General features: G+C 41.7%; 21 protein-coding genes. 11 read left to right on the top strand and 10 right to left on the bottom strand.

Features of this window, described 5'->3' with window-relative positions; genetic code table 11:
• Positions 1-144 precede the first annotated feature (144 nt).
• Positions 145-525, bottom strand: a complete 381-nt coding sequence (locus tag AB0756_RS31905) for a cupin domain-containing protein (RefSeq protein ID WP_038082924.1) — start codon at positions 523-525, stop codon at positions 145-147.
• A 222-nt stretch (positions 526-747) separates the two neighbouring features.
• On the opposite strand from AB0756_RS31905, the gene nuoB reads away from it, so the two are divergent.
• Positions 748-1,482 carry an NADH-quinone oxidoreductase subunit NuoB gene (gene nuoB / locus AB0756_RS31900; RefSeq protein ID WP_038082923.1) on the top strand — a complete coding sequence of 245 codons (735 nt, stop codon included), beginning with the start codon at positions 748-750 and terminating at the stop codon, positions 1,480-1,482.
• A 54-nt stretch (positions 1,483-1,536) separates the two neighbouring features.
• On the opposite strand, the gene AB0756_RS31895 is transcribed toward nuoB, so the two are convergent.
• On the bottom strand, positions 1,537-2,091 hold the full coding sequence (locus AB0756_RS31895; RefSeq protein ID WP_237265891.1) for a vitamin K epoxide reductase family protein: 555 nt from the start codon (positions 2,089-2,091) through the stop codon (positions 1,537-1,539).
• 1,022 nt (positions 2,092-3,113) lie between these two features.
• On the opposite strand from AB0756_RS31895, the gene AB0756_RS31890 reads away from it, so the two are divergent.
• Complete coding sequence (locus tag AB0756_RS31890) at positions 3,114-3,332, top strand: hypothetical protein (protein ID WP_038082948.1); 219 nt, start codon at positions 3,114-3,116, stop codon at positions 3,330-3,332.
• Between the two features lie 165 nt (positions 3,333-3,497).
• Here AB0756_RS31890 and AB0756_RS31885 read toward each other — a convergent pair whose 3' ends face one another.
• Positions 3,498-3,734 carry a hypothetical protein gene (locus AB0756_RS31885; protein ID WP_038082921.1) on the bottom strand — a complete coding sequence of 79 codons (237 nt, stop codon included), beginning with the start codon at positions 3,732-3,734 and terminating at the stop codon, positions 3,498-3,500.
• A gap of 394 nt (positions 3,735-4,128) precedes the next feature.
• Between AB0756_RS31885 and AB0756_RS31880 the strand changes: the two genes are divergently transcribed.
• Both AB0756_RS31880 and AB0756_RS31875 read left to right on the top strand, forming a co-directional pair.
• Positions 4,129-4,836 (top strand): alpha/beta hydrolase, encoded by a 708-nt coding sequence (locus AB0756_RS31880; RefSeq protein WP_038082920.1) that lies wholly within the window; start codon positions 4,129-4,131, stop codon positions 4,834-4,836.
• Positions 4,837-5,163: 327 nt separating this feature from the next.
• Positions 5,164-5,577: a response regulator transcription factor gene (locus tag AB0756_RS31875; RefSeq protein WP_038082919.1), complete on the top strand. Its 414-nt coding sequence runs from the start codon at positions 5,164-5,166 to the stop codon at positions 5,575-5,577.
• A gap of 56 nt (positions 5,578-5,633) precedes the next feature.
• Here the strand turns inward: AB0756_RS31875 and AB0756_RS31870 are convergent, their stop codons facing one another.
• The gene (locus AB0756_RS31870) at positions 5,634-6,860 is read right to left on the bottom strand and encodes a sensor histidine kinase (protein WP_038082918.1); all 1,227 of its coding nucleotides are present in this window, start codon (positions 6,858-6,860) and stop codon (positions 5,634-5,636) included.
• Positions 6,861-7,827: 967 nt separating this feature from the next.
• Between AB0756_RS31870 and AB0756_RS31865 the strand changes: the two genes are divergently transcribed.
• The gene (locus AB0756_RS31865) at positions 7,828-7,950 is read left to right on the top strand and encodes a hypothetical protein (RefSeq protein WP_272899746.1); all 123 of its coding nucleotides are present in this window, start codon (positions 7,828-7,830) and stop codon (positions 7,948-7,950) included.
• Positions 7,947-8,849: an isoaspartyl peptidase/L-asparaginase family protein gene (locus tag AB0756_RS31860; protein WP_038082917.1), complete on the top strand. Its 903-nt coding sequence runs from the start codon at positions 7,947-7,949 to the stop codon at positions 8,847-8,849. The genes AB0756_RS31865 and AB0756_RS31860 overlap by 4 nt, the downstream gene beginning before the upstream one ends.
• Positions 8,850-8,936: 87 nt before the next feature.
• On the opposite strand, the gene AB0756_RS31855 is transcribed toward AB0756_RS31860, so the two are convergent.
• Positions 8,937-9,860 (bottom strand): chemotaxis protein CheB, encoded by a 924-nt coding sequence (locus AB0756_RS31855; RefSeq protein ID WP_237265890.1) that lies wholly within the window; start codon positions 9,858-9,860, stop codon positions 8,937-8,939.
• A 264-nt stretch (positions 9,861-10,124) separates the two neighbouring features.
• Here AB0756_RS31855 and AB0756_RS31850 point away from each other — a divergent pair, with 264 nt between their 5' ends.
• Positions 10,125-10,568: a hypothetical protein gene (locus tag AB0756_RS31850; protein ID WP_050045848.1), complete on the top strand. Its 444-nt coding sequence runs from the start codon at positions 10,125-10,127 to the stop codon at positions 10,566-10,568.
• 72 nt (positions 10,569-10,640) lie between these two features.
• On the opposite strand, the gene AB0756_RS31845 is transcribed toward AB0756_RS31850, so the two are convergent.
• From AB0756_RS31845 to AB0756_RS31835, 3 genes are all read right to left on the bottom strand, one after another.
• On the bottom strand, positions 10,641-11,501 hold the full coding sequence (locus tag AB0756_RS31845; protein ID WP_050045847.1) for a CheR family methyltransferase: 861 nt from the start codon (positions 11,499-11,501) through the stop codon (positions 10,641-10,643).
• A gap of 549 nt (positions 11,502-12,050) precedes the next feature.
• Positions 12,051-12,449: a hypothetical protein gene (locus AB0756_RS31840; protein ID WP_038082913.1), complete on the bottom strand. Its 399-nt coding sequence runs from the start codon at positions 12,447-12,449 to the stop codon at positions 12,051-12,053.
• A 311-nt stretch (positions 12,450-12,760) separates the two neighbouring features.
• A complete protein-coding gene (locus AB0756_RS31835; RefSeq protein ID WP_038082911.1) occupies positions 12,761-14,350 on the bottom strand; it encodes a B12-binding domain-containing radical SAM protein in 1,590 nt (529 codons plus the stop codon).
• A 678-nt stretch (positions 14,351-15,028) separates the two neighbouring features.
• Here AB0756_RS31835 and AB0756_RS31830 point away from each other — a divergent pair.
• The 4 genes from AB0756_RS31830 (at position 15,029) to AB0756_RS31815 (ending at position 18,734) form a co-directional block, all read left to right on the top strand.
• Complete coding sequence (locus tag AB0756_RS31830; RefSeq protein WP_237265889.1) at positions 15,029-15,241, top strand: response regulator; 213 nt, start codon at positions 15,029-15,031, stop codon at positions 15,239-15,241.
• A gap of 43 nt (positions 15,242-15,284) precedes the next feature.
• On the top strand, positions 15,285-16,244 hold the full coding sequence (locus AB0756_RS31825) for an orange carotenoid-binding protein (RefSeq protein WP_038082909.1): 960 nt from the start codon (positions 15,285-15,287) through the stop codon (positions 16,242-16,244).
• A 443-nt stretch (positions 16,245-16,687) separates the two neighbouring features.
• Positions 16,688-17,032, top strand: coding sequence for a hypothetical protein (locus tag AB0756_RS31820; RefSeq protein ID WP_050045846.1), 345 nt, complete (start codon positions 16,688-16,690; stop codon positions 17,030-17,032).
• 115 nt (positions 17,033-17,147) lie between these two features.
• Positions 17,148-18,734 carry a B12-binding domain-containing radical SAM protein gene (locus AB0756_RS31815; protein WP_038082907.1) on the top strand — a complete coding sequence of 529 codons (1,587 nt, stop codon included), beginning with the start codon at positions 17,148-17,150 and terminating at the stop codon, positions 18,732-18,734.
• 310 nt (positions 18,735-19,044) lie between these two features.
• Here AB0756_RS31815 and AB0756_RS31810 read toward each other — a convergent pair whose 3' ends face one another.
• Both AB0756_RS31810 and AB0756_RS31805 read right to left on the bottom strand, forming a co-directional pair.
• Positions 19,045-19,347, bottom strand: a complete 303-nt coding sequence (locus AB0756_RS31810) for a P-II family nitrogen regulator (protein ID WP_038082905.1) — start codon at positions 19,345-19,347, stop codon at positions 19,045-19,047.
• A gap of 134 nt (positions 19,348-19,481) precedes the next feature.
• The gene (locus AB0756_RS31805; protein ID WP_038082902.1) at positions 19,482-19,967 is read right to left on the bottom strand and encodes a globin family protein; all 486 of its coding nucleotides are present in this window, start codon (positions 19,965-19,967) and stop codon (positions 19,482-19,484) included.
• Between the last annotated feature and the right edge of the window lie 1,342 nt (positions 19,968-21,309).

The following is a 21,309-nucleotide window of genomic DNA, read 5'->3' as shown; positions in this document are numbered from 1 at the left end:
ATCCCAATTTGGAAAAAATATACTTGTGATTAAAATCACGCCTATGCGGACTTGATAAGAAGTCCACGTAGGTGGACTTTGTTTGTGTAGCCCCAGAATTTTATTCTGAGGGCAATTGCTCCCACGAAATAGCTACCTACCCTATTAACTACTACTAGGTGTTGTAGAGACGCTATCACCTGGTTTTGAAGGCCATCTGATAGTGAGAATCGTGCAGTCAGACTCAGCTACCCAAGAATGGGGTACACCCGCACGCCAGAGAACGTAGTCACCCTCACGTGATAATAAAATTTCCCTATCTTCAAATTTTAAGCGAAATTCTCCATGAATCAGAATAGAGATAGTCGCAGCTTGGTTATTGACTGCCCATTCCGCTCTGTTGTCACCAGCTTTATGGGTAGCCCATTTTACTTCTAGTTCTTCTGTAGATCGCGGATCGTTAATTGGGGTGATGAAGTGACCGAGGAACCATCCCCAACGATTTGCACCTTCGCTTGCAGCGTTACCAAAAACAACTTTTGTCATTTGTCATTTCGTAGTAGGGTGGGCATACTGGCTCTATCTTTATCTCAACAATCAAATAGTATTTCTATATTATATTTTTATCGTATTTCATATCACATATAAATTTAATCAAAGCTTATTTCTAATGGCGGAATAAATTGCTATCTAAAAAATTTATATTTTTATAGCAGAGCTTTGAAAAACAAAACAAGCGTTAAATTTATTAAGAGACCGGACAAATTCATGAATCCCAATGAAAATAATCCAAATGGCTCATCTGGGAAAGAAACAATTTTAGCTCCAACAAGCTATGGAGTAACCAATCAACTTTCAGAAAATATTATACTGACGACCATAGATGACCTGTATAACTGGGCGAGGTTATCTAGCTTGTGGCCTCTGATGTACGGTACAGCTTGCTGCTTTATTGAATTTGCAGCTATGATTGGCTCCCGATTCGATTTTGACAGATTTGGTCTCATTCCTCGTGCTAGTCCGCGTCAAGCTGATTTAATCATTTTGGCAGGAACTTTAAACGTGAAAATGTCTCAGCCGACAATGCGTCTTTACGAGCAGATGCCCGAGCCAAAGTACGTTATTGCAATGGGAGCCTGCATGATTACTGGTGGTATGTTCAGCGCGGATTCTCCAACAGCTGTTCGGGGTGCTGATAAACTTTTGCCAATAGATGTGTACATACCTGGTTGTCCTCCCCGTCCAGAAGCAATCATGGATGCTATCATCAAGCTTCGCAAAAAAATCTCTAATGATTCTATGCAGGAGCGAGGTAAAATTACCCAGACCCATCGCTACTACAGCACTACCCACAGCATGAAACCCGGTTCACGCATCTTGACGGGAGAGTATTTGCGATCCCCCGAGCGCGATAAGCCACCGGCAGCGCTAGCACAAGCAATGGGAACAGAAATGCCTCCTGGTCTTTTGACTGTGGGGCAAACAGTGACCAATGAAAGATAAAGGATAAAGCCTGAAGGATTAAAAATTACACTTTAATCCTTCAGCTTTTATCCTTCATACTTTATCCTTCCCTTGACCTGTGAGGGTATTGATCGCACTCAAAACTTCGGGAACTGCGATCGCAACTGATGCAAGGGAGCAAAGTGTTGCAATCTGGCAATACGCACAAAACGCTTGATTCTCGCTCCATTCCTCACGAGCGAGTTCAAGTGCGGTAACCGCGTCAAAGAGGAGTTTAGCACCCATTGCGATCGGCAATAATGGGTTCTCTTGCGCCCGATTTTGACCACCGGCTCCGGCTAGCCAAGCTGTGATGGCATAATTGGTTACCATCATCAGCCCATCAGGAGTCTCAAGCCGACTGTATGCGTATTCAGACGCGTCAACTCGGTCTGAGTCAAAATATGGTATTGGTGGGTCAGGCAAGTGGCGAATAATTCCGGTTTGATAAAGCGAGACCAAGATTCCCATGGTAGCGCTTACTAGAGATAGACCAACGATCCAACGGCGACGAATTAAGTCGGGGCTGTCGCCAAATCGCAGTTCGTGACTGAGTTGCTCTGGATTCATAATATATATAAGTAGGTCGGTATTAAAAATTGTCGTCATGACAAGGCAGATGGCAGAGCAGATGGCAGAAGGGAAGAGCTTTTTAGGCTTCGTTATATAATTAATTCTGTTTTTTTGCGCCTCTCTACTTAAAGTGGATATTTGCAGTTAGAAAGCCCTTGATGGTAAAGTTTTTTATTATGTTTTCGTAAAAAAGAATTTATTAATTATTTTCCCTACTTTTAAGTAGAGAAAATAATCGTTATTTGTTAAAAATTGCTTCTGCAATTTTAACTAGCGCCCCCTTTTTTTTAGATTAATTTACTTACTGATTTAAGACTTCTGTCCTAAGGAATGGATTTATCCGTTCTTTGCACAGTTGCAATTCTTCTCATTTATCGCAACTACAAAGTAATATTTAAAGTAATATTCGACCAAAATAATTGTGAGAAATTATAAGTTTCTCAGTTCTTAAATAAGTTGAAAGCCCTTGCAAACTTAACAGTCAAAACTTACAGCGCTTTGCATGTGAATTAGGTACACCCTTTCATCCCTCCTTACCAAGCCACGGTGGTGTAAGTAGAAAGGCGCAAAAAAACCGAAGTATGTAACGAAAAGTAAAGTTGCCTAAAAACCTCTTCCCTTCTGCCATCTGCCCTCTGCCATCTGCCTTGTCATGACGATAATTTTTAATACTGACCTACTTACCAAGTTTTCTAAAATGCATTAAAAGTGGTTTATATCCCCCCTAACCCCCTTAAAAAAGGGGGGAACTTCATTCCAATTCTCCCTTTTCACGATGTTTCATCTTTTGTCTAGAAATCTGTACACCGCTGTAGCCTTACCAAGGGGTGATAGAGGGGGGAATTTTTGTACCTCACCAAGTTGAAATCTGCTGTATTTATGAATTATACAAATATAAAAGTAAAATATATGTGTTAGAAGTTACAGCATTTGTTAATAAAAAATTAACTCTAGGTAGAAATTCATACAACTCTTTAGTTAGACGTTATTTCTGGGTTTTATATTTATTCTTTTGTAAGAAGAAGCAAGAAGTAACCAATTTATTAGGAGTATCTGCAATGATAACCGACCAATTAACAGTACCTCCCAAATTCAATAAATATCAAGTCGTTCGTTTCGTTGGAGGCGTAGGCAAAATTTTATATTTTCAACCAGATTCTCACACCTGGAAATATGCTGTTGAAATGGCAAAGGGTCCAGAACCAGATATGGGGAGAATTGGTCCTGAAACCACAATTTTATTGCATGAGGAAGATATTGATGGAACTCTGAACTAAAATGCCTTTGAGACAAATAGCATCTTGCCTTATTTTTGCAGAATGCTCCTAATTCTGCCACTCTAAAAGCCTAGCTTGCGCTGCTCTTGGTCTTTAGATACGTTGCTCGATCAATAGCTTCTCTGTATGCGATTGAGATGAAATGACCTTTGGCTTTGGGACAGGTTAAGGATTGATAACCCCATAGTAAATAGAAGCCACAAATAGCAACGCTAAAATACTTACAATTAAACCATTGCGTACTAGCGGATTAAGTGAAGTTTGGCTTGGAATAGCTTTATGTACTTCCTGCTCCATCGACTCTAAGTTGCTTTGTTGCTGATAACTTGTATAGTTCAAGTTGGTTTCTCTTGAGCGATGTTTATTCTCAACTCTTATTGTTTGGGTATCTTGTGAATGCATGAGTTTTTTGCCGTATCATTAAGAATGACTTGCTGCTATATTTCCAAATAATTACGACTTACGACATCATCCTTAAGGATTACTCACCTTTTCTTATAGTTCTACTAAAAGACCTAGATTCTGTAAAGTTTAATTGTAATAAAGAACACATTATTTTGATATATGAAATGAAATTTTATTTTTAATATTTTGTCAATAAACTATTGTAATATTCTGCTAGTAGGTTTGTTAAAAACAATAATCTTAAATAACAGCGATATTACTAAATATTACGCTTGACAAATATTGTGTACCTACCGATAAGGCGGCGCTACCTATTGAGCATTGGTGTAGGGTGATTCACTCACTAAGGACAACAATGCACTCCACTCAAAATAGGTCGAGGAATAGATTGATGACACAAGATAAACTAAAGCAGCCAGTACAGACAGCAACTCAGGGAAAATTGCGATCGCGACCAACGCAGCCAGTAGGAACTCCACTACTCGGTCTGCAACCACTAGAACTAGATACCGAGCGCGACGGTCTTCTTTACATACCAAAAAATTACCAAGCTTCTCAACCCGCACCACTCATACTGATGCTGCACGGTGCAGGTGGTAATGGACGTAGCGGTCTTACCCCATTTCTAAACTTTGCTGATGCATCTGGGGTCGTTCTACTTGCACCTGATTCACGCTTGAAAACTTGGGATGTATTGTACGGTCACTACGGTCTTGATATCGCCTTTATTGACCAAGCCCTAGCGCAAACATTTAGTCACTACGCCATAGACCCAACGTGCATTGCAGTTGAAGGTTTTTCTGATGGTGCTTCTTATGCACTTGGTATCGGTATCACCAATGGCGACTTATTCTCTCATGTCATAGCTTTCTCACCAGGGTTCGTCCCACCTGTTTTAATACAGAATTCACCGCGTATTTTTATCTCACACGGTAAGTGGGACAACGTCCTGCAAATTGACCGATGCAGTCGTAGAATTGTGCCAGCCTTGAACAAAGCTGGCTATAAAGTCACTTATCAAGAGTTCGATGGTTTCCACACAGTACCTGCAACAATTGCACGCTCTGGGCTGACCTGGTTTATGCCAGAAAGCGTTTAAATGAAATTTAGTAACCAAAGTTCAGACGGGGATCTACCTCTATCTATTTCCGATTGGCTGAAGGTGAGACTCTCCTGAGGTAAGAGGTTAGTCAGCTAACAACTAGCTACTATAAAGCAAACTTTCATTTCAAACAGGACGGACCCCCAACCCCGTTTTAAAGGGGTTGGGGGGATCTACAACGTGTAAAACCCCAAAATACAGTTGAAGTTGCTTCAGTCTTATCAGAAGTGCGATCGCTGGCATTTTACACCGTACCTCCTGAGGTAATGGTAGTAAGGCACAAAATTCAGACAAACCTTTTTACCCAAAAGGAAGCTTCATTTTATGTTCTCTTCTCAAGTTAAACCTCAAGCTAAACGCATCTTAGTTATAGATGATACACAAGATAACCTGCATCTTTTAGAAGCAGTTTTGGTAGAAGAAGGGTATGTAGTTGATGTTGCTAGCAATGGCAAAGCAGGGTTAACCATGATAGAAGCATCACCACCCGATCTGGTGTTGCTTGATGCTATGATGCCGGGAATGGACGGTTACGAAGTTACGCGGCGTATTCGGCAGAATAAAAAACTACCTTTTATTCCCATTATTCTGATTACGGCTTATGTGGAAGCAGATATACCTGAAGGGTTAAATTTAGGAGCTAATGACTTTCTCCGCAAGCCTATTGATTATGATGAACTAATGGCAAGAATTAAAGCATTTTTACGATTAAAAGATACTATGAGCCATACAGTTTAAAGTATAAAAAATGAAAGATGAAAAATCATCTACATATTTTAGCTATATTTCATCTTTCATTCTTTAGTCTTCAAGCTCAAGGTGACAGGCAAAATAACACTGAAAGTGGAGCCAGCGCCTATTTGCGAAATTAACTCTATTTTTCCTTGCATAAGTTTTACTAACTGCGAGACAATTGCTAGCCCCAAGCCAGTACCATCAACGAGATGGCTAACACTACTCTCAGCTCGAAAGAAAGGGTCAAAGATACGCATCTGGTCTTCTGGTGCAATGCCAACGCCTGTGTCACTGACTGAAAGACACCACCGATCGTCAGGTAGCATACTGCACCTTAATTTGATACTTCCTGACTCTGTATAGCGAATGGCATTGCTAAGAAGATTTGTGACGATTTGTTGTAATCTTAACGGATCGACAACGACAGTTTTAGGTATGTCTGAATTGGAGCGATCGACCGGCGCTAAATTGCAATCAACAATTATCTGTAGGTCTTTTGCACTTGCAAGAGGTTCCAACATTTTCACCATATCGTCAATACAAGAGCATACATCTGTTGGTACTGGATGCAGTTGCATCTTCCCAGCCTGATACCGCGACATTTCCAGAGCATCATTGATTAAGCGAAGTAACTGTCTGCCATTACGCAACACTCGCTCAATATGTTCAAGATGGCTAAGAGTCCCCTCAGGCTGAATATTCTTTTGAGAAGATCGCAAAATCAACTCGGAGTATCCAATAATTGAAGTCAGAGGATTTTTGAGTTCGTGGGCTAGTTGAGAAAGGTTTTCCTGATTCGCTTTTACCAAGCGAGTTAGTTCCTGATTGGTTAATTCTGCCTGACTTTGTAGCTGCTGTAGTTCCTGCAATCGCTCCTCCACATAACTTTTAAAGCACTGACCGATAGCTTCATCGATCGTTTCGTCAATCGCTCTATGAACTCGCATGACTTCTCGAACTGTACCGTTGACTAAGTCTGCTTCTAGAGTAGAAAATATGATTTGCCGTAGCAGACGATACTCGCGTGCAATTTCTGGTGGAGTAAAACCTTGTGCAGCACGTAAAACACCATGTTCGAGACTGTTTTGCACGATGGATTCAATATCGCTGTCTTGGGATTGAGAAAGCACGGTTGCCATTGCTTTGAGAACATCGGGAAGGTGATTCCGTATAGCTGAATGTGTTAAATTATCGGTACTCGAAATTTGTCGATCTAGGCAAACTGCTTCAACCCAGTTTTGGACGATGCTCTCTATTTTTTCATCAAGTAACTGACTAAAATTCATTGTGCTTCTGGTGCGGAGGAAGTGAATCGAAAAACCCTCTCAGTTTAATTTTAAACGGCTTTCAAGACAAAACTCTGGCGTAGGCACTGCCAACCCAGTCCTTTCTCGTTTCCAGTGTCTGGCTGAAAATGCCTTACTTAGGAGGCTCCACTCCAGTCACATGAGGCAGAGCCTCATCTACTTATTCCCAAGCAAAGCTTGGGATAAAAATGTTGTATTTAAAGCTACAGTGCTACTTAATATTGAGCCCTTCTTTAGGTAGAAGCTTAAACAAAGTCACAGGGTTAAATTGTTAGATAGTTAAAGACTGGTTTGATGCAGTCTAACTCCTTAACAATATATATAGCAGTCCTAAATGAAATATAAGAATAAGAGTAAAGACTGCTAATCGCTAATAGCTAATGGTCAAAAAGCTATTAGCCCTTCGGGTTCGCCAGTCCCCTACGGCGCGGGAAACCCGCCTACAGGGCTGGTCTCACCATTAGCCATTAGCCATTAGCAATCCATTTTTTTTACAAATGATTTAGGATTGCTATATATTAAAGATTTTTCCTTACGATAGTAGCTTCAAATTTTAAAAGTCCCCAAAATAGAAAAGGGGGGCTTTTTTCTTGACAATATCGATACTTAACTATAGCGGAAGAGATCGGTAACTTTGGCTGTGAGAGAAATCGTGAGATCGATCGTGGAACGATATTCGATTGCTGTACATTTCAAATGATATCTAAAATACCAAATCAAATTAATATTTTTTTAACTTATAGCTTAACAGAGAAATACGTCTATTGAGAGAAGTTAAAATCAAGAAAAAACAGTATTTTTTTAAATGAGGTTATAAGTTAAGCCATCATTGTTTTCCAATCAATGACTCACTTTTATCTTTAAAATCACTGACTTTTGTATAGTGAGCAATGCTCGCAAATATCTATGTCTTTAAGTCATCTTTTGGTGGGCAGAGAGTTATAAAGTGAAAAAGCTTGCCGCCCAGAAGCGATCGCTTTATTACGGCTCTCCACACTTAGCTTTTTCAAGCCAGTTTTTGGCAGCTTTATTAGAGAGACAATTTATCAACATTCAAGGAAATTTATGACAATAAGCATTATTGTTCATGGTGGAGCAAAAACCATTGTAAAGGAAAAAGTAGACGCGAACAATGCAGGTTGTTTGGCAGCAGTAGAAGCAGGTTGGGCAATACTGAAGCAAGGGGGTAGTGCTGGAGCAGCTGTTGAGGCAGCAATTCGCGTTCTTGAAGCAGACCCTACATTTAACGCGGGTTTTGGTGCAGTTCTTAACACTCAGGGAGAGGTAGAACTAGATGCAGCAATCATGGAAGGTGCTACCTTAGGCTGGGGAGCAGTCGCAGCCGTTCAAGGCGTGCGGCATCCTATTTCGGTAGCTCGTAAGATTATGGATCGAAAACCAATGCTGCTTGTAGCGCGAAGCGCAGAACGCTATGCAGCAGAAAACGGAGCCGAAATGTGTGCAAAAGAAAACTTAATTGCTCAAGAGCAAAAGGAAGAATGGGAAGAGGAGCAAGAAGTTATCGATCGCCCCAACACTATTGGCTGTGTAGCTTTGGATAGCAATGGTACCTTAGTTGCTGGTACCTCAACGGGCGGTACTACAAATCAACCCGCAGGTCGCGTTGGTGACAGTGCAGTTGTTGGGTCTGGCTTATTCGCTGATAATCGACTTGGTGGGTGCTCAACGACAGGTGATGGCGAGTCAATTATTCCAGTTGTTTTATCTAAAACTGCGATTGATTTCCTTGCTGGAGACAGACACCCAGACGAAGCAGCACAGATGGCGATTGACTTCTTAGCGTCTAGGGTTTCAGGAGAAGCAGGCTGTATCCTTCTGGATCGCCAGGGACGAGTTGGTTGGGCGCATAACTCATCTGATATGGCTTGTGCTTACATGACTGAGGTACAGGACAAGCCGACTGCCTTTACAAGAAGGTATGCTCAAGAACACGCTTTTGCACGATAGTGATGAAAGATTGAGAGTTGTTGGGACAAGGGAGACAGGGGGGATAAGGGGGACAAGGGGGAAGGTAAGTTAAATCTCACATCAGTCTCATTCTGTTGCTTCTGCCATCACTAAGTTGAGTAGGGTAGAAGCAATTTCGTTCACTGGAAGGACGAAATTGACAGTCCCGGTGGCAATAGCAGCACCGGGCATCTCAAAAAAGTCACTACTACTCTCATCGGCGGCAATGACTTTACCGCCCATCTGATGAATTGCCCGTACCCCTAAAGTACCATCTTTACCTCTACCACTAAGGACAACTGCGATCGCTTTTTGTTTGAAACTTGCTGCTGCTGATTGAAACAGCAGGTCAGCAGAGGGGCGTACAAAATCCACGAGTGCTGCTTCAGAGAGACAAATGGTGCCATTTAAAGTCACCAGCAAATGTTGGTTTGGAGGAGCAATGTAAACCATCCCCGATTGTAATCGCTCTCCTTCGAGTGCAAGCTTCATTGGCAAAGTGGAGGAGCGACTTATAGCCTCTGCCATCAAGCTGGATTCGGACTGAGTGTCTATATGTTGCACTACGATGATAGCTGCAGAAAAGTTTGATGGTAAACCAACTAAAATCTGGCTTAATGCCTTTATTCCACCGTCACCTGCTGCTAGTAACACCACTTTGTCAGTCGCTGCTTCTTGTTCTGTCTCCTTATTAGATACCTTGTCAGCGATCGCAACAGTTGTCTTAGCAGGCAATTGCCCCATGAAAAGTGCTTGTCGAATGATATCGGAGCGTTGTTGGGCTTCTAATGCCTGTACTTCAAAAAGCTTTGCTGACCGAGTGCGCTTGTTAGATCTTGCATCAGCCGCTAACTTAAACATCAGCTCGGCTCGCTCTTCTAAAGAGCGAATTGCTGGCCATAATGCCTCTTCTTGGACTTGAACCTGCTTTGCGTGTAAACTATCTGCTGACCAAGCATGACCTACGCGACAGCGGAACTGGAGAAAATTTCGTTCTTGTAGTTGGAACAAACTACCGCCACAATCCGGACAAGTGAAGTTTGAGTTTGTTCCAAGCGGTCCCTTGCTTCGTAAAGTATCAAAAGAAAGGTAGAGGGTAGAAGATAAAAAAAGTTTTCTTATTCGTCCCGGTGTATCCAGTTCATAACGAAGACTTAGAGCAACTATAGATTTTGATAGCTGAATTCAAAGATTTGTTAAGCAAAAAAAAATGTCAAATTAGTCAAAAAATTTGTCAATATATATAAGAGCCTGTAACTTATGTTTGGATGTACTATGATAGACCCGAACTCCGAGCCCGTTACACCATACCTGGCAATTCAAAAATATCTTGAGGTTTTAGAAGCAGTCCAGAAAGCTTTAGGTATTGAGACTGTAGGCGATCGCGAGGAAACCATTGAGCCAGAGATTGAGAAGGAGTTAATTGAGTTAGAACCCGTAGAACCCGACACGGAAACAGTATCGCGTACAGTCACTCCCCAAACTCTTTTTGAAAAAAATAATACTTGGACTGCCGAACAACTAGCAGAGGAAAAGTCTGATTTAGCAGAGTTAAAGGCAGAGAACCTAATGATGAGCGCTGACAATCATAAAAAATTTATTCAATCTCAAGCTAACTTTGCCCAAGCACAAGCTCTGTTTGCAGCCAGTCAAGGTAGGTTTAACTCTAGAAGGCAGGAAAAAAGCAGGCAACAATCTTTGAGAGGAAACCCACAATAAATAGTTGTGGTAGAAGTAAGAATTAAGTAGTCCTGCAAAATTATTTATATATTTATTTAACCTAAAATGACGTTAAATTCGCTTAAATGCTTGAACTAATAGCTGAGGACTGAAATGAGCCTGCGGTACCTTAGCAAAAATGCGGTGCTTAAGATTTACGATTGTGAAGAGGTCTAAATTGGGTACTATCTCAGTATTACCAAGAAAGAGGAAACCGCTATCCTTGAGGCTAAAGTAAAAGCGTGCTAAAGTTCTAGTCTGTGCTTCTTGACTAAAATAAATCAACATATTCCGGCATACTAATAAATCAATCCGAGGTATTGGAGTGTCATGGATTGCATTGTGATTTTGAAAAATAATGGAGCCACGTAAGTCATGGCGGAAAACATAATAGTTATTGGCAAATTCAAAATACCGATTCAACAGAGACTGGGGAATATTTTTGACTTCATAACTGAGATAACTGCCTTGGATAGCGTGATTCAGTGCCTTTTCACTTATATCTGTGCCATAAATTCTAACCCGTTTGCGAAACTGTTCTAACCCAACACTTTCAGATAAAATCATTGCTAAAGTATAAGTTTCTTGTCCAAAAGCACATCCTGCACTCCACACTCGGATACGTTCGTTCGATAACTTACTTGCAATGATTTCAGGAACAATCGCGCTGCTGAGATAATCCCAATCTGCTTTATCCCTAAAGAAACCAGTCACACTAACCTCTAGGGTATTGAAAACATGAGTAACTTCTTCTGGATGCTCTTCTAAATAATCTTTGTAATCTCCGAAGGAGGTGATAGATATTTGCCGCATCCGAGAGCAAATTCGACGGCTTAAGCCGCTACTCTTATAACTGGCGCAATCAAAATTGTGTTTTTGCCTCAAATAGTCTAGTAATGCCTCAAAATCACCTTGCTCTAGTTGTGAAGACATCTGAGTTATTGCTTATTGGCTATAAACGACCTTTACCGTGCTTACAGATAGACAATTGTCTTGATACAGCATTTAACAGGCAAGAACCCTGCTGTTGGCATAAATATTACAGTATTCGCACTTTTATTGAGAGGGATTTTAAATAGCTATTAGAATTATCGCTCTCAGTAAAGAAGAATCACTAAATTTTATAAAAATTTACAAATTTTCATTTTACTTCTACTTCAGCCCCTGCAGGTAAGTTTTATTTGTACAGTTTCTATGTTTGACAAAAAAATTCCCCTCTAGATTGCGGGTGTGGTCAAAAGTCGTTGGTAGTTGAGCGATCGCTTAATATCTGTGAGATACATATAATGATAATCGTCCAAAGGGTAGGTTAACCTAGCTCACCTTGTTAACTAAATTTTTATTTAATAGGGCGGCTAAAAATATTTAGTATTATTTTGACAGGATAGCTATCTCTTAAAGATTCTCAGCATTGGGGTGATATTAACCTCGGTATGAAGTTAAATGACTATGAGAATAAATTATAGAAGACTGAAAAAGTATTCAAGCAAAGGCAATATTTTCATAAATTTTTGTTTCGGGTACTATTTGTTTCCAAAAATCTGCCCACCAATGATTAGCCCGAATCACTCGTAAAGCAAGCATTGGATTAATCGTATTAGGATGCCAAGTCGCACCAGGAATTTTTAAGCGTTTTTGTGGAATATAACGATGGGCACTTTCTACTTCTCCCGATCCAATTGGTAAACCCATTGACCGATATTTGTTATAGTGAACAGCATCCTGAAAGCGGAACAAATACTTAGATAAATTTGACACACTTTTTTGTCCTTCTCCTTGCCATCGCTTGAGGCGACTAATCACTTTTTTAACATAACCGTTATCAATAGAATCAAGGATATATTTAATCCAAATGGAACGCATCTCATCACTAAATTTCATTTGAGTTCACATCTTCTTAAAACACTCTCATATTTCGGGAGTTTGTGAAGTCAAAATTTTACTGCATTGCTGTTGGTGCATGACGAACTCGTGTTAGCTTTCCCAAAAAGTTTTCCAGAAGCCCCACCAGTCCTTCATTTCCCCTTAGAAATACAAGGAGCCGAAATTTAGCTTGTCATGAGGATGGGGAGGTGGAGCGTTGCTCCACCTCCCCATCCCACCTAAGACGATTATCATTATATGTATCTCACAGATATTAAGCGATCGCTCAATTACCAACGACTTTTGACCACACCCATGTTTTGCTGTCCTCAACACCTACTGTTCCTGACAGGTTCAAGCTCTCTTAGTACAGAGACGGATAGTGGATCGTAGCCTAGCTGTTGAGTCATCCGTTCTCTGGCTAAAATTCGGTACTCCCAAAAATGCTCTCCCGCAATACATAGCGCCAAATACATATTAAGAACTTGGGGCTTTCTCAGCAGAAGCGTCCATAGTTGTCGCCAAAACTGCCCTCGAATGTCAGGTCGTCGTAAGCCCTGATGCCAGACTAACTGGGCAATAAGCCGCAACTCCTTACCCAAGGGTAGTTGCATGGTTTGTGTTCGCCTTGCCGGAGGAACAATATTGAGGCACTGCTGAAAACATCGCCTCAGATAGTTCGCGGGTTCGTACAATGTCCAGAAGCCTTCAACATACTCTCTAGCAATTTCGGCAATGGGGCGGCTGGGAACAAAATTCATGAGGGTATTCTGGTCTCCCGTAGCCGTGACGCCGACGCCCTCAATTAAACGCTGTTCTGTTTGGAGTCGGTTCCAGAGGGCAGTGTTGGGCAAGGCTTGAAGGATACCTAGCATCGGTTGAGGAATACTAGTTTGTTCAACAAAGGCTTGAATCCGTTCACCCGCACCGGAGCGTTCTCCATCAAAGCCGAGGATAAACCCTGCATAAATTAGCAGTCCCGCAACGTTGATCTTGCGGCAGGCTTCTACTAGCGGGTTACGTGTATTTTGCATTTTGCGCGTCACAACGAGACTGTCTTGGTCGGGAGTTTCAATGCCGAGAAAGACAGCATAGAATCCTGCTTCTACCATCAGCTCTAGCAGTTCATCATCTTCTGCTAAATTCACAGAGGCTTCGGTCATGAAGGTGAAAGGATAGTTGTGTTGTTTCATCCAAGGAATCAATTCTCGTAAGAGGCGTTTGACATTGCGCTGATTCCCAATAAAGTTGTCATCGACAATGAAGAGTGACCCCCGCCAGCCTAAGTCATAGAGGGTTTGCAACTCTGCTAAGGTTTGAAGAGGTTCTTTAGTGCGCGGTTTGCGACCGTAGAGGGAAATGATGTCACAAAATTCACAATTGAAGGGACAACCGCGAGAAAACTGAATCGCCATCATGAAGTATGCATCGCGCTCAAGCAGGTCAAAGCGGGGCATGGGGCTAGTCGTGACATCTGGTTTCTGGGTGGAGCGGAAGATCCCTTGGGTATGCCCAAGAGCGATCGCTTCGAGGAACTGCGGAACTGTCATCTCTCCTTCATCCAGGATGAGGTAATGCGCTCCAGAGTCAAGAGCATCTTGCGGCACAGACGTGGGGTAGGGTCCACCTACTGCCACCTTCTTGCCTAACCGCACTGCTTTTTGAATTAGGGCGTGGAAATCCGGTTTCTGCACCAGCATAGCAGAGAGAATAACCAGGTCACACCACTCCCAATCTGCCTCTGTCTCTAGGCTGACATTGCGGTCATAAAATCTGATTTCCCAATCTTCTCTTAGGAGTGCTGCAACAGTAATAATTCCCAAGGGCGGAATGGCTGCTTTGAGTCCTGCCATTTCCATCGCGCGATCGTAAGACCAAAAGGACTGGGGAAATTGGGGGTAGAGCAACAGTGTTTTCATACGCTCCTTCTTTTTAAGATTCTAAGTGCAGTTTTGGTCGATTGTGGTACAAGCGGATGCGTAAAACTTTTTACAAAAGTCGGATTATGCGACGCAAAAATCGACCATTCAAATCCAAATCCAGCATTTACGAAAGAGGTCTTATGACCAAACTAACGAGGTTTTATAGAAACCTTTTATACATTTCAATCAAATCATTATGCAATATAATAAATTTGTCTTATCGTGTAAGTCAAGAATTATGAGTTGTTCATAAGTTAATTCTTCAAAACATTAATTATTTTCTATTTCCTTCAACATCTACTGAAAGAATGAATTTATATAAATTTTTGTATAACTGTGGCTAAATTTTAAGACTTAATATTTCAGCTAATTTTTTGTGACAATGCTTGCAAAAACGCCAATATGACTAAGTAGAAGTTATGTAGTGTTCTGTACATAATTTCTTAACAATATAGTTAGGTTAGAGATTTTGCTCACTCTCAATTACTTCTCCCTCTTGGGATGGTGAAAACAACAAAAAAATCGGGCTATGGTTAAATGATATCTACTGTATGTAGTACGTTACTGCTGTCCCAATTAAAGCTAACTTTTTTCCGCTCGCACTTCTACCCCCTGAACAGTTACGTTATTTAGGACAGCGTTTTGCAACTAAAGCGAAGAAAGTTTCAGGCGACAATGAACAGGGCTTTGTCTGGTGGGTTTGACCTATGGTTTACCAAACCCCTAGATATTGATGAGTTCGTGGCTGTGCTTGCCTATTTAGCTATTTGCCAACAGTCCTCATATGCGATCGCGCAACGGATTTTAGGTCATGTTCCTAGACATGGTGATTTAAGTCTTGAACAGCAGTTAGAAACATCAGTTTCAAGTGAGCATCACCATTTTTGAAACACTATCAATTAATGTAATTTCGTTCTGGAGATTTTGAAAAATGTCTTTTACTATCGAGTCTGCACGCTCCATTTTTCCTGAAACTCAAGTGAAGCATGCAATTTCAGCTACGATTGAATCATTCAATCAGCTCAGTGCAGAGGATCAGTTGGCTTTACTTTGGTTTGCCTATACCGAGATGGGAGTTACAATTACTCCTGCTGCTATGGGAGCAGCCAATATGGTCTTCGCAGAAAAAACCCTGACTCAAATCAAGCAGATGCCTGCTAGAGAGCAAACGCAAGTTATGTGCGATCTAGTTAACCATAGTGATACTCTCATCTGCCGTACATATTCATCTTTCGGCACAAATATCAAGTTGGGCTTCTGGTATCAGTTAGGTGAGTGGATGAAACAAGGAATCGTTGCTCCCATTCCAGAAAGTTATGAACTGTCTCCACAGGCATCTGATGTCCTCCAAGCTATCCGTCAACTTGAAGGGGGTCAACAACTCACCGTATTACAAAATATTGTTGTCAATATGGGGTATGCCCCAACGGTTAACACCCAAAAAGTCAAAGAACCTGTGGTTCCTCCTAAAGATATCGCACCCAGAGCTAAGGTCAGCATTGAGAGCATCAACAACTTGATAGTCCTAAACTATATGGAGAATATGAACGCCTTTGACTTCCAAGGGGCTGTAGCTTTATTTGCTGAAGATGGTGCCCTGCAACCCCCTTTCCAAGAACCGATTGTGGGTCAGGAGAACATCCTCGCCTATATGCGCGAAGAATGCTACGGACTCAAGCTCATACCAGAGCGAGGGGTATCTGAACCAACACAAGGAGAATTCACCCAGATTCAAGTGACGGGTAAAGTGCAAACTCCCTGGTTTGGTGACAGTGTTGGCATAAATCTAGCATGGCGGTTCTTGCTCAATCCGCAAGGCAAAATTTTCTTTGTGGCAATTGACGTGCTGGCATCTCCCCAGGAACTACTTAAAATGGGCTTTAGCCAGTAGAACAGGTTTGGGGTAGGCAGTATCTGGGTGGGTCTAGAGGAGTAGAGTTGGTAAATATTCTATTAGAAAGGGGCTATTTAGGTAGCGAGCAACTCATTTGCAGCAGCATAACCCTTTGAACCCCTGAAACACGGGTTTTTTTTTGTTTTTATCAAGCTCAATTATTAGCAATACTATTCGCTGAAGCTTGGGTGCAACATGGATTGAAGATTTATAGAGAAGACCCCATATTTAGTTGCAACACAATTTTTGGAACTTTTACAAAGGTAAAGATGTTTTTTAGCTAAAACGATAAAAATTATATCACAAGTATTTGAATGTTATCAAGAAATGCCAGTTTGGGACATATCTAAGTGCATAGCTAGCTACTCTAGCTTCCTGCCTCTACAAGATTCTCAGGTCAAATATCCATATTAAAATCTGGCAATTTAGCCAGGAAACTAATGCTCGACTTTCACACGTTAACTGGATTTTCCAGCACTTACTGTATTGGCATTTGTGCCTTTCTAATTCCAGCCAATCTGCTGGCTACGTCATTGACAATAATTTTTAGACTATTGCATCGTCCGACTGTTCAGGTCTGGCAAGCTGCTGGAATTGCCAGTATCTTTGCTCTACTCATGATACTGCATGTACTAGCTTGGTTCATGATTGGTGTAGTTATGGCTCCTACATTCATTTTGTTGGGTTTGGCAAGCATCTGTTTATTAGCAAATTTAGGGGCAATTCTTAGACATAGACGCTTTGTGAAAGTGTATAATTACAGTACAGTTTATACCTGTATTTAAAAACACTAGATTCTAGTAATCTAAGTTAATCAGTGTGTATCTTACTCTCCAGCGAGTGGTATGTTGAATACACCATTCAGTCTTAGCGAGGGATACAGTTTATTGGAGGTTTTTGATGAATATTTTGCTCCTGTATCCCCTGTTTCCCAAAAGCTTTTGGTCGTTTGAAAAGACCTTGGCATTGCTTAATCGCAAAGCGATGTTGCCGCCGCTTGGGTTAGTGACGGTTGCCGCTATTTTGCCGCAGGATTGGGAATTTAAGCTAGTCGATCGCAATGTCCGCGAAGTTACCCAAGTAGAATGGGATTGGGCAGATTTGGTGATTCTGTCCGCCATGATCGTGCAAAAGGAAGATTTATTAGAGCAGATCCAGGAGGCGAAACGCAGAGGAAAACGGGTAGCAGTAGGTGGACCCTACGCAACTGCATTACCGCAGGAAGTGATGGATGTAGGGGCAGACTATATGATTTTGGATGAAGGAGAGATAACCTTGCCGCTGTTTATCGAAGCGATCGCACGGGGCGAGCGATCGGGAACCTTCCGTGCAAATGGCGAAAGACCAGATGTTACCAATACGCCCATTCCCCGGTTTGACCTGTTGGAATTCGATGCCTATGCAGAAATGTCGGTACAGTTTTCGCGAGGATGTCCCTTCCAGTGCGAGTTTTGCGATATTATTGTGCTCTACGGTCGTAAGCCGCGCACAAAAGCTCCGGAACAACTGCTTAAAGAACTAGATCGCCTCTACGAGCTGGGTTGGCGACGCAGCATTTTCATGGTGGATGACAATTTCATTGGCAATAAACGCAACGTCAAACTGTTCCTTAAAGAACTAAAACCCTGGATGGTGAAACACCAGTATCCTTTTTCCTTTGCCACAGAAGCCTCGGTCGATTTGGCAAACGACCAAGACTTAATGGATTGGATGGTGCAATGCAATTTTGGAGCCGTCTTTTTAGGCATTGAAACACCGGATGAAGCCAGTTTAACGCTGACCCAAAAACATCAAAACACAAGGGACTCCTTGAGTGAGGCAGTGAATAAGATCGCAAAAGCGGGCTTGCGGGTGATGGCAGGATTCATCATTGGCTTTGATGGCGAGAAGGCGGGCGCAGGCGCGAGAATTGTGCAATTTGTAGAACAAACATCAATTCCCACAGCGCTGTTCAGTATGTTGCAAGCATTACCTGATACAGCCCTCTGGCATCGGTTAGAAGAGGAAGGACGACTCCGTAGTAAGTCAGCTAACATCAACCAAACCACGTTGATGAATTACGTACCGACCCGTCCCTTAGAGGAGATTGCCCACGAGTATGTAGAGGCATTTTGGCAATTATACGACCCGGCGAAGTTCCTCGATCGTGCTTATCGCCACTACCGAATTCTGGGCGAGGCGACTTATCCTAAGAAAGGTAAAGGTGCGAAGAAACCGATTAATTGGGTAACGATTCGTGCCTTGTTGACCATATGCTGGCGGCAAGGTGTCTTTCGCAAAACCCGTTGGCAGTTCTGGCGCAATCTTTGGAATATGTATCGCTACAATTCGGGCGGCTTAAGTAGCTATCTCGCAGTTTGTGCCCAAATCGAGCATTTCGTGGAGTATCGCCAAATTGTCAAAAGGGAGATTAATGAACAGGTAGCGCAGTTTCTGGCAGAGTCAGCGAGCAAGATAGAGGTAGAAACAAAGGCTGTAGTTGCTTAGGGACTTCCAAGAAATAAATTACCCCGGAATGTGGGGTGGGCATCCCTGCCCGCCCAGTTTATAGGACGGGCAGGAATGCCCATTCCACAAGAAAAACTTGGAGATTTTTTAATTTGGAAGTCCCTTAGAAGAGGGATCTCCTTAGCCTTACGTTAAGCTTCGATTACTGGTGAACGGTTACACCAGATCAAACCTCTGAAAATTAAAAGGTTCTCAACAATTGCTTGCGTGCCTCCAGCATAGCTGCCTTTTTTCTTGGCACTTGCTCAAGCAACAGATTGGTCAAAACTGCTCGGTTCAGAAAGGTTAATTAATAGAAAGCTTCTATATTGTGTCGGAAAGCGATCAAGGCATGCTTACCCTGCTCCTCTTTCAGTGCGCCAAGGATAGCATCAGATACTTCTAATGAAACAATGGTTTTGATTTCAATATTAGTGTTGTAGCCTGCTAAGTCTGACAAGCGTCTTCCGTGTCCGCCCTCACCCTGTACTTGACTAATAGTGTAGCCGCTTACACTATGACTTTTCAGTAGCTTGACAATACGGTCTTTCAGCACCGTTTCCCCAATGATGGTGATCAAGACGGCGGATTCGAGGGGAGAGAAGTTTGACATGGAGAACTCCAGAGAATAGGTTTTAGCTTCTCAAGCTTAAGTTTTTCATAAAACAGGCGCTACAACTTCTACCCCTAAGATGTAGATTCGTCTTCTGAGCCGACTAACGGTCAACTCCCATGTTGACGACAGCCCTACTGCATGGCAGCGATTAGGTAGTCAAAGTAACCGCCAACAAGGCTTGCGTCTTCTGATGATAAAATTGAGGTGGTAACATTCTTCATCGCACGGATGCCTTCAGCAACAGCCTCAATCGGAGTGCCAAGAGACCTATACATTTCTCGAACACCAATGACCCCAATCTCTTGAATCGGCGTGTTCTCACCAGCCACGATACTGTAGGTAATTAAGCGCAGGTAGTAATCCATGTCCCGCAGGCAAGTCGCAGTCATTTCTTGACCGTAGGCGTTACCGCCAGGAGAGACAATGTCAGGGCGCTTTTGAAACAGCTGGTTTCCAGTTTGCTTAACAATGCGATCCCGGTTTTCTGTTAAAACCTGAACAAGCCGCATACGAACCTCACCACTTTTGGCAAAGCTCTTAATCCGGTCTAATTCTCCAGGGTTGAGATAGCGAGCTTCAGTGTCCGCGTTCACAATCGACTTTATAATAAGGCTCATTAACAGATTCCTTTAAAAACAATGAAATCAAGTTGATCTAAAACTGTCGCGGCTCACTAAAGATAGTGGCATCTTTTTCTAGACAAATCATAAACGGTGGATACCTTTCCAACAGATGTTGATAAAGTAGCCACTGTCAACGCTGTAAAAAGTATTCGCAACGTTAAAACCTAATATCAGAAACGTCGCTGTTTCTCTATTTAAATTATACTTCACAATTCTCGTATTTTCCCAAATTACAAATAAGAAATCACAAATAGGGAAAATACAATTTAACTATAAGATAGCCAAATTTAAAGCTAGCGCTTATTTTATGTTGTGGAATTCCATCTGTATAAATTTAGGTATGATTATTGTACAGATGGGTGTACAACATGGGTAGAGATTTTCACGGCTTTCAGCTAACTTCACCTAGAATGCACTATGCCAGCTTTAAAGGGCTAGGAGATACGTAATTGATATCTACATCAAAATCAAGGGCTTAATGGGCATCGTAGCCAGGGTATTTCTCAATAATTAATTTTATTGAGAATGAGTTTGCTATTACCGCCATACTATATCTTGAAACTGTTTTCCACAACAGATATCAATAAACCAAGTGCCTAAATTTGGCAAAAGTTCATCGGTAGAATTGGTTAGTTGCTCAATTTTACAAGCGTAATTAAATATTCCATGCTATGATAAAACTAAAGAGAAATACTTTCGGCTACGTGACTACGCCATAGACACATTGCCATAGACGCCTTCCCGGATCTAAATCTCTACACCCTATTAGGTTCGAGAGGTGTTGTATGTAAGTTTATTTAGGTAATCATCTTATGAGGTTGAATTGGACAATTGCCATGCTTGGGTAAGCAAGTTCTACGCTCCCGTGCCATTTCTATTAATTTTGCTGTCATTCCTATAGTTATCTTATCTAACGAAAGCTCGTTTTATAGGTTTAGAGTGAAACTCAAATTCATTAAGGAAAAAAGACATAGCTAAATGCTAAAAAGCTTTAGGGATAAAAATCGGAAGTTGGAAAATTTCAAAACAAAAATCACCATAAATGCAAATATAAATTCTTTGTAACAAGAATGAATATTCAGTTCAGTTTTAACAATAATTAAGTAAAATATGCACTTATTAAATAAGTCTTTTAAAGACCTATCTCGTTCTATAACTGGAAGCAGTCAGGAAAATATGGGCACATATATCAAGCAACCTGCCCTCGGTAGGTCTATTTGTCCTTGCTGCTCATATACTTTGCTTCGTCATATGGGCTTGGGAGGAATTTACTGGCGTTGTAGTCACTGTTACCAAGAAATGCCAGTTTATTAACCATTACAGTAGAGGTAAATTT

This window comes from Tolypothrix campylonemoides VB511288_2, from assembly GCF_045999855.1.
GTDB lineage: Bacteria > Cyanobacteriota > Cyanobacteriia > Cyanobacteriales > Nostocaceae > Scytonema > Scytonema bouteillei_A.
Note: the sequence above shows the minus strand (reverse complement) of the source record. Positions and strands in the feature narration are given on the sequence as shown.

Bases quoted from the DNA above. Each gene is read 5' to 3' on its own strand.
- AB0756_RS31905 (WP_038082924.1), bottom strand. From the start codon at position 525: ATGACAAAAGTTGTTTTTGGTAACGCTGCAAGCGAAGGTGCAAATCGT.
- nuoB (WP_038082923.1), top strand. From the start codon at position 748: ATGAATCCCAATGAAAATAATCCAAATGGCTCATCTGGGAAAGAAACA.
- AB0756_RS31895 (WP_237265891.1), bottom strand. From the start codon at position 2,091: ATGACGACAATTTTTAATACCGACCTACTTATATATATTATGAATCCA.
- AB0756_RS31890 (WP_038082948.1), top strand. From the start codon at position 3,114: ATGATAACCGACCAATTAACAGTACCTCCCAAATTCAATAAATATCAA.
- AB0756_RS31885 (WP_038082921.1), bottom strand. From the start codon at position 3,734: ATGCATTCACAAGATACCCAAACAATAAGAGTTGAGAATAAACATCGC.
- AB0756_RS31880 (WP_038082920.1), top strand. From the start codon at position 4,129: ATGACACAAGATAAACTAAAGCAGCCAGTACAGACAGCAACTCAGGGA.
- AB0756_RS31875 (WP_038082919.1), top strand. From the start codon at position 5,164: ATGTTCTCTTCTCAAGTTAAACCTCAAGCTAAACGCATCTTAGTTATA.
- AB0756_RS31870 (WP_038082918.1), bottom strand. From the start codon at position 6,860: ATGAATTTTAGTCAGTTACTTGATGAAAAAATAGAGAGCATCGTCCAA.
- AB0756_RS31860 (WP_038082917.1), top strand. From the start codon at position 7,947: ATGACAATAAGCATTATTGTTCATGGTGGAGCAAAAACCATTGTAAAG.
- AB0756_RS31850 (WP_050045848.1), top strand. From the start codon at position 10,125: ATGATAGACCCGAACTCCGAGCCCGTTACACCATACCTGGCAATTCAA.
- AB0756_RS31845 (WP_050045847.1), bottom strand. From the start codon at position 11,501: ATGTCTTCACAACTAGAGCAAGGTGATTTTGAGGCATTACTAGACTAT.
- AB0756_RS31840 (WP_038082913.1), bottom strand. From the start codon at position 12,449: ATGAAATTTAGTGATGAGATGCGTTCCATTTGGATTAAATATATCCTT.
- AB0756_RS31835 (WP_038082911.1), bottom strand. From the start codon at position 14,350: ATGAAAACACTGTTGCTCTACCCCCAATTTCCCCAGTCCTTTTGGTCT.
- AB0756_RS31830 (WP_237265889.1), top strand. From the start codon at position 15,029: ATGAACAGGGCTTTGTCTGGTGGGTTTGACCTATGGTTTACCAAACCC.
- AB0756_RS31825 (WP_038082909.1), top strand. From the start codon at position 15,285: ATGTCTTTTACTATCGAGTCTGCACGCTCCATTTTTCCTGAAACTCAA.
- AB0756_RS31820 (WP_050045846.1), top strand. From the start codon at position 16,688: ATGCTCGACTTTCACACGTTAACTGGATTTTCCAGCACTTACTGTATT.
- AB0756_RS31815 (WP_038082907.1), top strand. From the start codon at position 17,148: ATGAATATTTTGCTCCTGTATCCCCTGTTTCCCAAAAGCTTTTGGTCG.
- AB0756_RS31810 (WP_038082905.1), bottom strand. From the start codon at position 19,347: ATGTCAAACTTCTCTCCCCTCGAATCCGCCGTCTTGATCACCATCATT.
- AB0756_RS31805 (WP_038082902.1), bottom strand. From the start codon at position 19,967: ATGAGCCTTATTATAAAGTCGATTGTGAACGCGGACACTGAAGCTCGC.